This is a genomic window from Leptospira perolatii, from assembly GCF_002811875.1.
GTDB classification, from domain to species: Bacteria; Spirochaetota; Leptospiria; order Leptospirales; family Leptospiraceae; genus Leptospira_B; species Leptospira_B perolatii.
Window position 1 is genome coordinate 805,046 of the sequence record NZ_NPDZ01000001.1, and the last position, 14,495, is coordinate 819,540.

The following is a 14,495-nucleotide window of genomic DNA, read 5'->3' on the forward strand; positions in this document are numbered from 1 at the left end:
TCACTTAAGCGGGAAATTTAAAAGTTTTTATCTTTTGTTTCCGCCTTTCGGTTCTTATTTTAAGAAAACAATGTTTCTTTTTCGTAAGACGAACAGAAAACCGATCAATAAAACAGAATATAAATAAAACGGTAGATTTCCGATTTTAGCATAAAAGGTATTTCCCTCTTTTCTTTTCCGAGTGATCGGGAGTAAAAAAGATCTGCTCCCTACTTCGGAGAATTCTAAAGGTGGAGTGAGATCCCTTCCATACGGGTCTACTGCATAAGAGATTCCGCTAACCGCCGGTCTAACTAATGTCAGTCCAAATTCTATCGATCGAAATTTAGAAGCCGCCCCGTGCTGCCAAGCTTCGGTTGAAGAAGAGAACCAGGCGTCATTTGTAGGATTGACCAAAAAAGTGAAAACTTCGGATTCTGAGTTTTGAATCGAATCACTGACTAATTCTGGAAACATTGCCTCATAACAGATGAGCGGAAGTACTTGGTAATCAAAACTTCCGGATGATTCAGCTTCTGCATCGTTATAAACGAGCCCCGAAGAGATCTGCTCCGGTTTTTGGATGAGATTCAGATCGAGAACGGTAGGCGCTTTCGGAAATCGACTTCTTGTCTCTTTCCTTTGCCCTTTCAATGGAGCCGGCTCGTCACCTGGAACATACTTCGAAGTTTCTTCGAATAGGTTCCTGAGTTTCGGGAAATATTTTTCCAAAGGAATGAATTCTCCGAATGGAAGTAGTCTTCGTTTATCATAACGAATCGAGTATAGAGACTCGGAGGATATAAGAGACACTTGGTTCTTCAAGCCCTCTGAATATTGGTTTAGTTCGTTGTATACTAGATCTGCTCCAGTTTTTAGCGAAAGGTATTTTACTAAACCATGATATGTCGGAGAGTAGATGTTCTTTTCCTTGGAGGATTGATTTGGATTCGTACCGTGAAATGGAACTGCGGATTCAGGTAGAAAAATTAGATCTGGCGGTGGAGAAGTAGTCAAGGCTGCCTGTAGAGAAAGTTCCAAAATTTTGCTCATCGCGTTTCCGATAAAATCTGCGTTTTCGGCTAATTCTCGTTTTGCGGGAGAAGTGTTCGGTTGTACTAACAACCCCGAGAGTAGAAGGACTTCTTTTTCGAGTGCCGGCGTTTTTGTGGGCACGGCATACTCGGGAGCAGAATAGAGCCTAAGTGAAGCAAGTATCCAAATGAAGGTGAATATCGCGACCCCTAAGATTCCGAGAATTCTTTCCTTTTTTACAACCAGGAGTGCGGCACTTGCCCCGATCCAAAGTAAAAAGAATCCGATGCCGTATATTCCGAACCAGGATGCGCTTTGGGAGAAAGACAAACTTCCCTCAGCTAAGTTTCCCCAAAACCACGGAAACAATTGAGGCGTAATCAGATCAGTAATCGTTCCCCAAATCGGAAAGGAGGCCCAATCGAACAATAAAGATTGCCGACTTTGGATATTATTCTTATTTAGTTTATTATGAAAATCGGAAGTAATTTTCCATCCGAAGTAAAATAAAAAAAGTTTAATTTGGGAAAACAGACCGTAAACCAAAAATAGAGCCCAAGAAACGGTCTTGCCAGAACCAGAAATCGCGGAAATTGAATTTGGGATCCATAAAAAAACGATCAGATCTATTAGCTGGGATAAAATCAAAAGCCAAGCGATTTGAAATCTGAGTGGTAATTCCCTAAGTTCCAAATAGAAAAGATAAGCCAAACTAGCTGCGCTGATCCCAGCCAAAAAGAATCCGAAAGGCTCCATCGCAAGCAAAATCCCCAAGGAGATTCCGACGCAATATGTTGTAAGAAGAATCAGCTTCCGATTCTGATCGAAGCGGATCATTTAATGTTCAATTTTTTCTGTTCTTCTTCTAAGGATCTTCTTCGCGAATATTCTTCGGCTTCATCAGAGCCTAAAATTCTAGATCGGATCGCCTCGATCGCTTTGTTCTTTTCGTCGGCGCTAGCATTCGGGTTTGTGGATAGCCAGGCTTGTTCTTCTCTCATTACCTGGGTCTCTTTGTTCTTGCGATCTTCGATGTCGCGATATACTTGTTCGATACGATCCGCGCCTTCCTTGCCGAAATATTTCTCCCGAATTGCTCTCACTTGAGAATCTTTTTGAGCCTGAGCCATTTTTTCCATTTCGTTTTCTCTCAGGAACATTTCGGTTTCGTAACCATTAAACTTCGGTTCTCTCTTCGTGACCGTATTATAATAATTGCCATAGACTTGTTTGCGGAATTCATCAAATCTTTGCATACGCTTGTCGCCCGATAGATTCTTGGTTTCGTTCAAAAAATGAGACAGGGAAAACTGGTAGTCTCTTTCGGCTTCTTCCATTCCGAAAACTAGTTTGGCCTCTTCGTCCGAAAAGATATTTCTTCTCTTTCGCTTGACCAGTTCGTAAGTTTCCTGAGATTTCAGGTCGCCCGGTAATTCCATTTCTCTCATAGTGACTTCGTACTTCAGGTACTTACCGAACAACGCCACTAACTTTTCACCGTCTTTGCCCGGATACTGTTCCAACAAAAACGCTTTGACTATTTCATTGCACTGATCTGGGCCCATATCTTGCGGACAACGTCTTCTCAAGGCCCACAATTCTGAGACCATATCTAATTCGCCGCTGGCAGCATACTTCAGTATTTCCTCATATGATAACCATTCTCCGTCTTTATAGATATTTCTCGAAGTCTCCTGTATCGCTGGATGAATAATCCAATCTCCGGATTCGTTTTGACTCACCGAAAATCCGTAAGACTCGTCCTCATCTTTTCCAAAAAAACCAGACTTATTACTCTCAGACTCTGAGAATGCGAAAATCAGGAGTAATACGAGTAGAACTACTCCACCTAAGATCCATACGAGTGTCGGAAGTTGCTTTATTTTTGTCCACATACCAATTCTCTTTCCGTTTGAAGCGAGAGGCTACAATCAGGGCGCGTGTTGGCAAGAGATTTTCCCAGAAAAAGCGTTGGATGAGATAGGCTTTCATTTGAAAGTATCCCTGTGGCTTTATTATGCTATCCCGAAGGAACAGTTGGCGCTTCGGAGATATTTTCCCGCTTTAAAAAACTGCACATTGAATCCTATCCCAGCGGGAACCTGGAATTTGCAAAGTCCTTGCAACCCGAAATTCTGATCGCAAGCACAAGGCTTATCGTCGACTCCAAGGCGGTGGAAAAATTTCCGAGCGTACGGATTTTTGCCACAGTGAGCTCCGGAGTGGACCATGTAAACTTTTCGGATCTAAAGAAGGCCGGAAAAATTTTTTTAAACTCTCCCGGCTGCAATGCAGGTTCAGTTGCCGAATACTGCTGGGTTTCGCTTTTGTATTTTTTTTCGCTCGAAGAATTGAAAAGCAAGAAAGTGGGCTTGGTGGGTTTTGGAAACACTGGAAAGGCTTTTGGTAAGATCCTCTCTTACTTCGGGATAAGCTTTGTCTATCACGACCCTTATTTTAAGGAATTTTCAAGTAGTTTAGATGCAGTTTATCAATGTCCTATATTAAGTTTTCATGTTCCTTTGACAAAGTCGGGACCGTATCCGACGGAAGCTATGTTTCAGAAAAAGCATGTTACGGCGCTCAAACCGGAAACTTTAGTCTTAAATACGAGTAGGGGAGAAGTCTGGGAAAAGTTAGCTTATCAGGAAATTCTTAGCAGATCAGATATCATGAAAGTGATCGATGTGTATTCCGAAGAACCTCCTAAAAAAGAATTGGAGCTATTCCTGAATTCGACCAGATCGATTTTTACTCCTCATATTGCCGGCTACAGTCAACTTGGAAGATTAACCGGTACATATAGGCTTGCGGAAAAGCTTGCAATTCTTTACGGAGAAGAGCCGCTTCCAAAAATTCAGAAATTTATGATATTCTCCTCCGATCTTAAGACCGAGTTTTTCTTGTCCGAAGAAGACCGTCAATTAAGGGAAGCTTGGTCTAAACAGGATTGGGAATATTTTGAAAGAAGAAGGAATCATTATCCAATCAGACTGGATATGGGTTTGATAGAAGTCTGAGGGTTTATCGTACCAAGGTTTTCTCTCCTTGAAAGAGAAGATACTTGGGTCGGACTTTCGCTATAATATCATCGATTACGAATATTTCTCTAGTGCCCCTTCTCCTTTCAAAAGGAGCCTCGTAAAGAAAACCCAAAAGTTGCAATTCGGAATGCTTGTTCGTTACGAGATCATCTTGTCTTATTTTGCGGGAAACATCTATAGAGAGGGCCTTCCACCCTGAAAAGAGTAAATGTGCTACTAGGATTTTCTTAATGTCTAAGGTGGAGTCTCTGAGCAGAACGTAAAGCGAACCTCCGCCTTCGTTTGCATATATATGAAAAGTAAATTCCTTAACGAATTCGGAGGAGCTCCAAGGCTTAGGGAACAATATTTGAAAGGACTGATTTTTCTCTGCCTTTACTTCGATATACAGTGATTTGGCGGATTCCCTTTGCTGAGTGTGCAGAACGTTGGAAATGCGAACTTCCGGAAAGAATTCCGGACCGAGCTTTTCCTTTACCATTTTAGAGTCGACAGTAAAGTTCTCAAAGTCTTCGACAATCACATCTTTATAAATTCGTAAGTTACTAGTCTGATCTTGTGACTGAAGTTTGAAAGCGCAAAGAAGGGCGAGTAAAAAGAAAAGATTAGCTGGGATTCTGTATCGGTTCAAAGGATATTGCCAAAAAGAACAGGTTACAATCCCAATATCGTCAGATTATTTGTTTTGATTTAGACTCCGCTTTGTTTACTAGGTCCTCGATTTGCTGAATAATATCCACAAAATTCACCGGCTTTGTTAAAACCAGGCTCATTCCCGCCTGCTTACAAATCTTTAGAGTGTCTTCTTCTGTAGAAGCTGTGATTCCTACAATCGGAACATTTGGATCTAATGCCTTAATTTTACGGCATAGTTCTAAGCCGTCCATTTTTGGCATTCTGATATCGGTTAGCACGATATTCGGTCGAAGCTTTTGAAAAAAATCAAGCCCTTGCACACCGTCTTCTGCAGTGACTACCTCTTGGAATTTGCCAGATAAGATTTTTTTCATGGCAGTAGAAACGATAATTTCATCCTCGATATATAGTATAGAGATTTGTTTTTTATTCACTAAGGTTCCTTTTAATTATGGTGACTGCCGTTTTCTCAAAACTGTTCCGCATTTCTTAAATCTGAGGATCCTCTGAAAAAGATAAGAATCCGTAAATGCAGCATCCTGCTCTATACTGAATATTCTGCAATGGTTTATTAGAACCTCAGTTTTGTACTTTTGAGACAACAAGTTCGGTTATTAAAGTGAAAAATAGTCAGTCGAATCCCTATTCATTCCCTAAATAACGTATAGCATCTGCTACATAAGCCGAGGGAGCTCCTTCCCACTCGAATCATGCAAAGCCTGATACGGATGAATAAAATCTGTATTTACTGTCGGTGACCGGCAAAAAATTTACTACTTATTAGAAAAGAATCGTCGGAACAAAGACTTTCCTTTGTTATATATGAGTAGGGTATAGTGGAATGAATCATCGTTTCGTAATGGTTTTAGGAATTTTGGCTATTTTAAGCTGTAATAAGGCCAAGGCCCTAGATATTGATGCCTCTAAAAGTCCGCTCGGGCTGCTTTTCGATTTTGCATTGGCAAATTTCTCTCCTGGACCTCAGCTCATGGCTGTCGGAGACAACTGCTCTTATTTTTCTTCAGAGGACGGTGTGAACTGGACGGTCTTGCAAGGTGCAGAGAGTCCTTTTCCTGGCTGCAATGGAGGATCCATCTATGACGTTGCTTACGGGAATGGAACCTACGTGGCTGTTGGAACTCTTACAGCGAGTTACTCCACTCGTTCTAACAATTGCGGAATTTGGGTGAGCACTGATGGAACTACCTGGACAAGAGTCTTGTGTCCGCACGGACCAACCTCTGGTGCTTCGGCGGTGGTCGACCTTCCACTTCGTTCATTAAGTTTCGGTAATATTAATGGTGTCGGAACATTTATGGCCGCCGGCTTAAAAATCGAGATGAGTTCTGCCGGAAATATTTATGGAGTCAAAAGTTCCGACGGCTTCAACTGGGAATACACAGGAATCGTAAGCGACTATTCTATTCCGAGTATTTTTGATTTTACATGTTTTATCACTTTCTTGGACGGTACTGCAGAATGTTCGATTGAAAACGGCTCCTTTTTTGACGTGGCGAAATACAATCCGAACACTGGAGCCTGGAATTTCACTACCTACCCCGGCGGGGGAACCGGTGTGGAAGCCGCAGGTGGAATTCAGCAAATGGCCATTTTGGCAGCTACTCCTCCGCCGAATTATTCCCCTAGAACTTTTTGGATGTATCCTGCAAAGTCGGGTAGATACTTTTCTTTTGGTTTGGGAAACACAGATAGTCTAGCTATTGCTAGTCGAAGAACCCCAAGTACACCGTGGGAAACAGAAAAGTATCTTTCTCTTGGGATAAACTATAGAATTAATGCTGCTGCAGATTCGAGTTCGATGCTGCTAGGCCTGGGGGATCATTGCAATTGGGTCAAGACCACTGATGACGGCGCAAACTGGACATCATTTGCAACGATGACCGGATGCACCAGGACGGACTGGGCAGACGCAGCATATAATGCAACTTTGGATTTGTTTGTAGCGGTAGGAAAAGATGTAGGGGGCCAAATCGGAAAGGCCCACTCTCCAGCTGCTACATCGGATTGGCAAGTGACTACCACTTCTCTGTCTGGTCGAATCAACGCGATTGTTTCTAAGTAGGATCTTCCTTAAAAGGTGCCACACAAGATGGCACTTTTTCTTGTGCAAATCCCGTCAGTGGTTTCCTTCCCAGAGTCGCGGGTCTACTTCTAGTCTTTGGTAGAATCTAGAATCAGAATCGTTGAAATGCCACCACTCAGAGGAAATTTGGGAAAAGCCATGTTTTATTAAAACGCTTACGAGTACGTTCAAGTTCGAAGCAACCGAGTGTGTCAAATCCTTTCTGAGAGGAGAGGCCGCGCTAGAAAAATCATCGTACAAAGATGGCATTTCCAGTTCTTTATCCGAGGAGTCGACGAGTGTTAGATCAACTGCGCCGCCTTTTCCGTGAACAGATCCGCCTTTTCTGGGATCGGCCACATATCTAGCATCTGCAACTTTACTCCAGAGAATTTCTTGCGCGTATCCCGGTCTATATCCGTCCCAAACTTTGATCCTGTAGCCGTAGCCTGCAAATTCCAGATTCGCATTCTTGAGTTTTTCCGCGGTTTCCTTCCGAAGTAAACAGGTATGAAAAGGGTAAATCTTTTCTCCGGTAAAATTGTCTTGAGTGGAGTATTTAAGTTCGATTCGAATTGTAGGGTCTATATCTTTTAGAGCGACTAATCCTTGTACAACGAAAAGACTCGAATCATTCTGTTGGATTTTTTCCTTTTCGCAGGACAGACAAGCCAAGCAAAGAGAAATCAAAGAAATCGATTGAATGAAATTTATAGCGGAGTATTTCGTTCTATTCCCTATCATATAATCAAAAATCTTAATCCTTTTCGTGTTTTCTTACTGTAAGGATCCTTCCTGCGGATTTAAATTTTTCCTGATAATACTTTTCTTGTAAGGAGTTTACGGTGACTCCTTTTACTACAGAAGCATGGACGAACTTTTGGTCCTTGAGATACACATCTACGTGACTGATTCCGGATCCTGTAATATCAAAGAAAAGAAGATCTCCTTCTTCCAATTCCGAAATGTCAACGTTTCGAGTTTGTTGGGTCATAGAATAAGATGGACCGCCGATTTCCAAACCGAATGCGGAACCTAAGATTTTACTTCTCCGACTTCTTAGTTTCTAAGAATGCAAAAGTTTTTCAAATCAAATCTATATGCTTAGGAGAAGATTCCTAGATAAAGATCGCAGTCAAACGGATCGAACGTGCTCCAAAATTTTTTCTGACACATACTGAGGAAAAATTCTCTGGATCCAGTGGTTGCAATCTATCTTATGCTCCGTGTAGGATTCGCATATTCCAGAATGTAATGTGTAGCATTCGGGGCTTAGCGCAAAATCGCGGATTGGAATTAGGACCTGTACAGGAATTTTGATTTGTTGTATTTCAGGGAATCTTTCTCCTCTGACTAATTCTTTATATAGATTCAGAGTAGAAATAGAAGAAGATAAAATTTTCTCTCTAGTCTTGAGTCGTAGTGGATCTTTTTTTGGTACTCCACCCATGGTCATAGCAAGTTGCCATACCCGAAATGAAAATGTGCTCCAGATCCACTGAGGCAACCAAGGAATTTGAAATACGATTATATAGAAGGATCTTATCGACTGTCGAAATGCCTTCCACCAATGGATCGGGTTGAAACTAAGGAGCAATCGGAACATTGCCTTTGTAGCTAAAACAGGGTGTGGACAGCCCATCGCGGTATAGGAAGTCACCCATTTGGAATATTTTGAATCTGCGATAAAGGCCCAGCAAATCACCGCTCCCCAATCGTGAGCTACTAAGTGAACAGGTTTATTGTTTCCAATAAACTGTATTACTTTTTCTAGATCTTCCATCATTCTACGAACATTATATGCTTTCTGTTCTTTCGGCTTGGAGGACTTCCCTGATCCCCGGAGATCGCAAGCAGCCACATTGAATTTGTCGCTTAGCGCTTCCATTTGATAAGACCAAGTAGTGTGATCGTCCGGATATCCATGGACAAACAGCAGAGTGGGTCTATTCGGAGATTCGCTAGCTGTATGATTATATTTTACATAAAGCGAAAGTTCTCCGTTTGGAACGTAAGCTTCTTGGAACTCATCCCTGGAAAATCCAGGCCCCTTTTTCTTTTCGGCGGAAAATGCGAGATCGAAATTTGTAAGAGAGCTCCTTTTTTTATTAGGAGCTTTGGAGGAAACTTTTGCTGTTTTCGCATTCTTTACTTTCATCTGAGTAGATCTCTTAGGTAAATTTTTGTCCGATATGTTCTAGTTTTCTTAAAAACCCGGGAGACATTCTAGTCAAGAATCTCAGAAATTTTGCCATATTACTTGGGAACACATGCATCTTTTTCTTTTCGATTCCTCTCACCATAGCTTTCACCACTTTGTCGACCTTATCCACCAGGAATTTAGGAACGTCCTTGTTCTTTTGCACTCCAAATTGTTGAGACTTTAAGATTGCGGTATCGGAAAAGAAAGGATAGATATTCGTAGTATAGACTCCGTGTCTCCTATAACCTGAATCGAGTGCCTCGCCTAATGCGCGTATGCCGAATTTAGAAACCGAATAATATACGAGTTCTCCTGGGGCAGTAATTCCTGCGCAGGAAGAAATATTTACGATTTGTCCGTACTTTCTCTCAAGCATACCCGGTAGAAAAAGTCGGGTGAGATAAATCGGAGCCATTAGGTTTACGTCCAAGATCAGCTTCCATTTTTCATCTGGAATATCTAGCAATTGTCCTAGAAAAGCTAAGCCAGCGTTGTTGATTAGAATATCGATTTTCGGTTGGATCTTTTTGGCTTCTTTAAAGGCGTTATTGCATCCCTTTTCGGTTTGAAGATCCGCGCCGAAGCTTCCAAGAATTTTACCTTCCGCCGGTGCACCGTTGTCTAGGTAGAATTCTGGGCGCTTATCAGGAGGCTTAATGTCGGTTAATACTAGGTTTGCTCCCTTTTTCAAAAGTTGTTTGGTTAGTTCTCGGCCAAATCCTCCGCTGGCACCGGTGATCAAAATGTTTTTACCTTTCAGTTTACTCATGCTACTTCCTTATACTGGTGCTCGGGAGAAGTAAAGATTTCCCGGCTCAGGTGATAATTGTCTTCTTGCTCGGGATGAAACCGAGGATGAAAGTATTTTAAGAATGCGAAGATTCCGTGAAAGAATACTTTTTCTTTCCAAAAAATAAATTCAAAAGCGTCCCTCCGAACTTTCCAATTAAAGGTAAGACCATCCTGCCAAAGCAGCATTTCTGCACCCAAAAAAGTAAAACTCCAAAATAGAATCGAGGCCACAATCATGCCTATGACTCTTCTGAAGTATCCACCTCCCGTATCCAAATAGACGTCGTATGCGGCGGACTTGTGCTCTATTTCTTCTGCGGCATGCCATTCAAAGAGTTTTCGCATTTGAGGATCCGCTTGTTTTAGTACGCCTAACCCTAAACCTACAGTGGCTATTAAAGAAGTATAATGTTCTAAGCCGGCGGTGACGGAAAGATTGGACCTTTTCGGTGCGATCTTTTCCAAAAAGCCGAAAGCAAATTTATTGAAGAATTTAATGAAACCTTTGATTCGATAGCCTTGGTCTTCCAAATTTCTCCAAAACTTTTTATGCTCCCCTGCGTGCTGGGCTTCTTGTCCTATGAATGCTTTTGCGTTTCGCAAGACTCTGGGATCTTTGATTTTGGATAAAAAGGGCTGTACAGTTCGGATAAAGTATCTCTCTCCATCTGGAAAGATCAAAGTCCAAGCATTCAGAATATGAGTCCGGTAGGCAGAGTCACCTAACCAGTGCTTAGCGACAGGTTCAGAAAACTCGAATCTGGGTTTTCGCACCGGATAATAAACGAATTCTTTGTTTTCCAAAATTTCACTTTTGCCCATGCAGATTTTTCCTTCAGGGTCTTATTATATTTGGAATGCCAAAAAGATCGTCCGAACTTATGAATTGCGACTTATTTTTCTCCATTCTACGGGAGTCTTTCCTGTGATCCGTAAGAACTGTGCGTTAAAGGTGGATTTGGAATTGAAGCCTACCTCGTATCCTATGGATAGCACGGTTCTGGCTTCGTCGGCTAGTAGTAGTTTCTTTGCTTCCTCGATTCTGTAACCGTTTACGAATTCATTGAAGTTTCTTCCATATGTTTCATTCAATACTCGGGAGAGTTGGTGAGGAGAGATGAGTAGTTTTTGAGCTAAGTCTTGGATCTTCAAAGTCTCTTCTTGGTAAATTCTTTCCTCTTCCATGAATTCTTTCAGTCTGATCTGAACTGCGTTCAGATCGATTCCTCCTAACTGAGTCCTTTCGTATCTCCTTTGTCGTAACTCTGATTTTAGAGAGACAAAGAAGTTCGGATAGCGAGAGGAAAACAAGAAAATCGAAGCGGAACCAAGCGTAATGAAGCTCGCGCCGATTGCCAAAATCCTGTTATCCATTAAAAAGAATCCAAGCCAGGAAAACTCAACGGACGCGAATACGTTTATCAATATTAGATAAACGAATTTGGACAAATGAATTTCTACTTCTTTAAAAACCCTTCTGAATAGCATCCAGAGATATAAACAGTAGAACGTTTGATGCAAAAAACCTAATGTCAAAAGTGCGGTAAGTCCGCTTAACTTTCTTTCCGAGGCTGCGTTCTTAATAATAGAATTTCGAGCTTCTTCGGGTAAGAAAAAAGTGCTGAGTTCTAGCAAAAATACGATACATGCGGGGATGAAGTGTATTACGATCGGCACTTCTTTGCTCAAGGCGAACTGAACCATATTTCTGGACACCAAAAGTAAGGTCGGACCTATTGCCCAGATCGAAGAAAAATAAAAAGTCCAGGCCCAAGCTTTTTCGAAAGAATTCGGAAGGATTGTAAAACCCAATCTGCTTTGGACTGAGGCGAGAAGCAAGGCCAAGAGAAACATTCCCCCAGGAAATTTCGTCTCCCTTTTTTTGACCAATTCCATCAGTGCTAGCAAAATGCAAAGTCCGGTCCCGAATTGGATCCATAGATGCAAAAAAAAACCGGAAGTGTAATAAGTGAAATCGATTCCGGACATGAATGAAAAGAAAAGCCGCATACATCGGCTTTGTCCAGCAGAAAGGAATTTTCGCGTAAGCTTGTTGACGATCGCGACTATATTAAGTTTTCTATCGGTATGAGCGACTTCGTGGAACTAAAAGTGGGAGATACTGTCCACCGTTTTCCTGTGATTCATGGAACGGACGGAAAAAAGGGAATCGATCTTAGGGAACTGCACGACAAGACAGGCCTGACTTCTTACGACCCGGGTTTTTTTAATACAGCATATGCTCAGAGTCGTATTTCAAAACGAGATCCGGAAACCGGTGATCTTCTTTATCGGGGGTATGATATCGCGGAACTGGTGCATTACTCTACATTTGTAGAAACCAGCTACCTTCTTATCTATGGCGAACTTCCAACCGAAAAACAGCTGAAAGAATTTTCCACGAAGCTGTCCAAGCATTCATTGATTCATGAAGATATGATCAATCTTTTTGACGGATTTCCAGGAAGAGCTCACCCTCTTGCAGTACTTTCCGTAATGGTTTCATCTCTCTCTAGCTATTACCAAGATGAGTATGAGGAATATCTGGATCGCGGGATTGATCAGGCGGCTAGGTTGCTCGCTAAGATTAGAACGATTGCAGCGTTTTCGTACAAAAAAATGATAGGGCAACCATTCGTGTATCCTTTGGATCGTCATCCTTATTGCACGAATTTTCTTTACATGTTGTTTTCCCTACCTTCGGTCAAATACCAACCTGGAGAGGACCACGATAGAATTCTAAACCAACTCTGGATCTTGTATGCGGATCACGAGCAGAACGTTTCCAACACTACGGTTCAGCTGATCGGTTCTACGCAGGCGAATATATTCGCGTCCATTTCCTCGGCGATTAATGCTCTTTGGGGTTCCAGAGAAGGTGGAAGACAGGTTGCTACGGTCGAATTAATCGAAGCGGTAATCAAATCGAAACTTTCCGTGTCCGAGTATTTTGAAAGATTTAAGAAAGACAAGGTACACTTTCCTTCGACTGGTTTTGGGCACGACGCGTACAAAGCAAAAAGCAAAAGATCATCGATTGCTCAAAAGCTTTTCTTGGATTTTTATCGCCAAAAGAAATTGGACCCTGTTGCGGAAATCGCGATGCAAGTGGATGATCACTTGAGCAAGGATTCCTTCTTTCTAGAAAAAAACTTATATCCTAATTTAGAATTTTATAGTGCTATAATATTCCACAGTCTTGGGATACCTAAAGAGCTCTTCACCGCGATGCAGGTAATCGGCAAGCTCCCCGGCTGGTTGGCCCATTGGAGAGAGCAAAGATTGAGCGGGGATTATTCTAAAGTAAGACCGAGACAGATTTACACCGGGAACGCCCCGAGGAAGTACAAGCAAATTCTGGAAAGGTAAAAAAAAGCCGTCCTCGTGAGAGGCCGGCTCGAATAGGTTTCAATACAAATTAGTGCTAATTAATTAGACCGATTTTTGTCGGACAAAGTCTTTAAGAAGCTCACTATAGAATTTACCTCTTCTGAGGAAAGCTCTTTTCCCAGCTGCAAATGCCCCATTTTTTTCACAGCTTCCTCCAGAGTGGGGATTTTTCCATCGTGAAAATACGGACCGGTAAGAGCGACATTTCTGAGCGATGGAACTTTAAACACGAAGAGATCGGCAGGATTCTTCGTGACGTTATGTCTTCCCTTATCATTTGTGTTTTCGTACGAATTCACTTGTCCCAGTTTTCTGAAGGAATTCCCTCCGAGCAAAGGGCCATTGTGACAGGCGATGCATCCTATTGATAAGAATGTTTCTAATCCTTTTTGCTCATCCGAATTTAATGTGCGATGATTTCCATTCTGAAAATCATCAAAGCGGTCTTTGGTAATCAATGTGCGTTCGTAGGCTGCAATTGCCTCCGCGAGGTTGTCGTAAGTAATTTTCTTTTCTTCGGCAGGGAATGCTTTTCCGAATAGATCCACATATTCAGGAATTGCGGAAATTTTCTTTTCTACTTCGCTAGCAGAAGGCATAGCCATTTCGATCGGATTCAGAATCGGTCCTTTTGCTTGCGCTTGCAGATTTGGGGCTCTTCCGTCCCAGAACTGTGCAAGATGAAATCCTGCATTTAACACCGTAGGTGAATTTCTATCTCCGTTTTTGCCAAATGCGCCCGGAGAAGTAGGAAGATTATCTACTCCTGCGCTTTTTCCATTTACGTTATGACAAGAATTGCAGGCTTGCGAGTCATTTGCCGAAAGCCTTTTTTCGAAGTACAGCTTTTCTCCAAGAGCAACCCTTTCCGGAGTATCCTTTTCCGATCCGGGCATTTTTTCCGGAATCGTGCCAAAGGTCTTTTTGGAATCATCCATGAGTCGTTTGGATTTCTCCGATGGACCGCAAGCTACGGAGAGAGTGAGTAGAACGATAAGTATTGGGATTTTTTTTGTAAGATTCATCCTTGTCCCCCAGTTTAGAACGATTCTAAATGAATACGAAGAACTGCTTTCGCGCAAGAATTTTTTTGGCATATTTGAGGAATAAAAGCGCAGGAATATTTTTTCGACGGGAATTTTGAAGGAGCTCCTACACGAGATGGCCTGGAATTTTTCGTTTGAAAGAAATCAATTTTTCTGATAGCTGGGATTTGGGGCTTGGGGTCCCACGAACCACGCCCCCCACCCTAAACAGTGAAGAACCGGGAACATAGGTAACACTTTAAACCGGAGACATGGGTTACACTTTTGGTTGTTGAATTAACCTTTTT

General features: G+C 42.0%; 14 protein-coding genes. 3 read left to right on the forward strand and 11 right to left on the reverse strand.

The window, feature by feature from the left end; translation table 11 throughout:
* Nucleotides 1-54 precede the first annotated feature (54 nt).
* Together CH373_RS03805 and CH373_RS03810 are read right to left on the reverse strand one after the other, a co-directional pair.
* Nucleotides 55-1,851: an apolipoprotein N-acyltransferase gene (locus tag CH373_RS03805; RefSeq protein WP_100714803.1), complete on the reverse strand. Its 1,797-nt coding sequence runs from the start codon at nucleotides 1,849-1,851 to the stop codon at nucleotides 55-57.
* Nucleotides 1,848-2,909 carry a lipase secretion chaperone gene (locus CH373_RS03810; protein WP_100714804.1) on the reverse strand — a complete coding sequence of 354 codons (1,062 nt, stop codon included), beginning with the start codon at nucleotides 2,907-2,909 and terminating at the stop codon, nucleotides 1,848-1,850. Before CH373_RS03810 ends, CH373_RS03805 begins: the two co-directional genes overlap by 4 nt.
* Before the next feature lie 105 nt (nucleotides 2,910-3,014).
* Here CH373_RS03810 and CH373_RS03815 point away from each other — a divergent pair, with 105 nt between their 5' ends.
* Complete coding sequence (locus CH373_RS03815) at nucleotides 3,015-4,034, forward strand: NAD(P)-dependent oxidoreductase (protein ID WP_100714805.1); 1,020 nt, start codon at nucleotides 3,015-3,017, stop codon at nucleotides 4,032-4,034.
* A 4-nt stretch (nucleotides 4,035-4,038) separates the two neighbouring features.
* On the opposite strand, the gene CH373_RS03820 is transcribed toward CH373_RS03815, so the two are convergent.
* On the reverse strand, nucleotides 4,039-4,689 hold the full coding sequence (locus CH373_RS03820) for a hypothetical protein (protein ID WP_207761487.1): 651 nt from the start codon (nucleotides 4,687-4,689) through the stop codon (nucleotides 4,039-4,041).
* A gap of 40 nt (nucleotides 4,690-4,729) precedes the next feature.
* Nucleotides 4,730-5,128, reverse strand: a complete 399-nt coding sequence (locus CH373_RS03825) for a response regulator (protein ID WP_100714806.1) — start codon at nucleotides 5,126-5,128, stop codon at nucleotides 4,730-4,732.
* Between the two features lie 407 nt (nucleotides 5,129-5,535).
* Between CH373_RS03825 and CH373_RS03830 the strand changes: the two genes are divergently transcribed.
* Entirely contained in the window at nucleotides 5,536-6,777 is a 1,242-nt protein-coding gene (locus CH373_RS03830) for a sialidase family protein (RefSeq protein WP_125170036.1), read from the forward strand.
* A 54-nt stretch (nucleotides 6,778-6,831) separates the two neighbouring features.
* On the opposite strand, the gene CH373_RS03835 is transcribed toward CH373_RS03830, so the two are convergent.
* The 6 genes from CH373_RS03835 to CH373_RS03860 all read right to left on the reverse strand — a co-directional run bounded on the left by CH373_RS03835 (nucleotide 6,832) and on the right by CH373_RS03860 (nucleotide 11,782).
* Nucleotides 6,832-7,521, reverse strand: coding sequence for a M15 family metallopeptidase (locus CH373_RS03835; protein ID WP_100714808.1), 690 nt, complete (start codon nucleotides 7,519-7,521; stop codon nucleotides 6,832-6,834).
* Between the two features lie 13 nt (nucleotides 7,522-7,534).
* On the reverse strand, nucleotides 7,535-7,798 hold the full coding sequence (locus tag CH373_RS03840; protein WP_279305854.1) for a C40 family peptidase: 264 nt from the start codon (nucleotides 7,796-7,798) through the stop codon (nucleotides 7,535-7,537).
* Between the two features lie 114 nt (nucleotides 7,799-7,912).
* Nucleotides 7,913-8,935, reverse strand: a complete 1,023-nt coding sequence (locus tag CH373_RS03845) for an alpha/beta fold hydrolase (RefSeq protein WP_100714809.1) — start codon at nucleotides 8,933-8,935, stop codon at nucleotides 7,913-7,915.
* 13 nt (nucleotides 8,936-8,948) lie between these two features.
* On the reverse strand, nucleotides 8,949-9,749 hold the full coding sequence (locus tag CH373_RS03850; protein WP_100714810.1) for an SDR family NAD(P)-dependent oxidoreductase: 801 nt from the start codon (nucleotides 9,747-9,749) through the stop codon (nucleotides 8,949-8,951).
* A complete protein-coding gene (locus CH373_RS03855) occupies nucleotides 9,746-10,594 on the reverse strand; it encodes a metal-dependent hydrolase (protein WP_100714811.1) in 849 nt (282 codons plus the stop codon). Before CH373_RS03855 ends, CH373_RS03850 begins: the two co-directional genes overlap by 4 nt.
* A gap of 57 nt (nucleotides 10,595-10,651) precedes the next feature.
* Nucleotides 10,652-11,782, reverse strand: a complete 1,131-nt coding sequence (locus CH373_RS03860) for a helix-turn-helix domain-containing protein (protein ID WP_243393234.1) — start codon at nucleotides 11,780-11,782, stop codon at nucleotides 10,652-10,654.
* Between the two features lie 78 nt (nucleotides 11,783-11,860).
* Here CH373_RS03860 and CH373_RS03865 point away from each other — a divergent pair, with 78 nt between their 5' ends.
* Nucleotides 11,861-13,141: a citrate/2-methylcitrate synthase gene (locus CH373_RS03865; RefSeq protein WP_165778773.1), complete on the forward strand. Its 1,281-nt coding sequence runs from the start codon at nucleotides 11,861-11,863 to the stop codon at nucleotides 13,139-13,141.
* 59 nt (nucleotides 13,142-13,200) lie between these two features.
* Here CH373_RS03865 and CH373_RS03870 read toward each other — a convergent pair whose 3' ends face one another.
* The gene (locus tag CH373_RS03870) at nucleotides 13,201-14,187 is read right to left on the reverse strand and encodes a cytochrome-c peroxidase (RefSeq protein WP_100714825.1); all 987 of its coding nucleotides are present in this window, start codon (nucleotides 14,185-14,187) and stop codon (nucleotides 13,201-13,203) included.
* Between the last annotated feature and the right edge of the window lie 308 nt (nucleotides 14,188-14,495).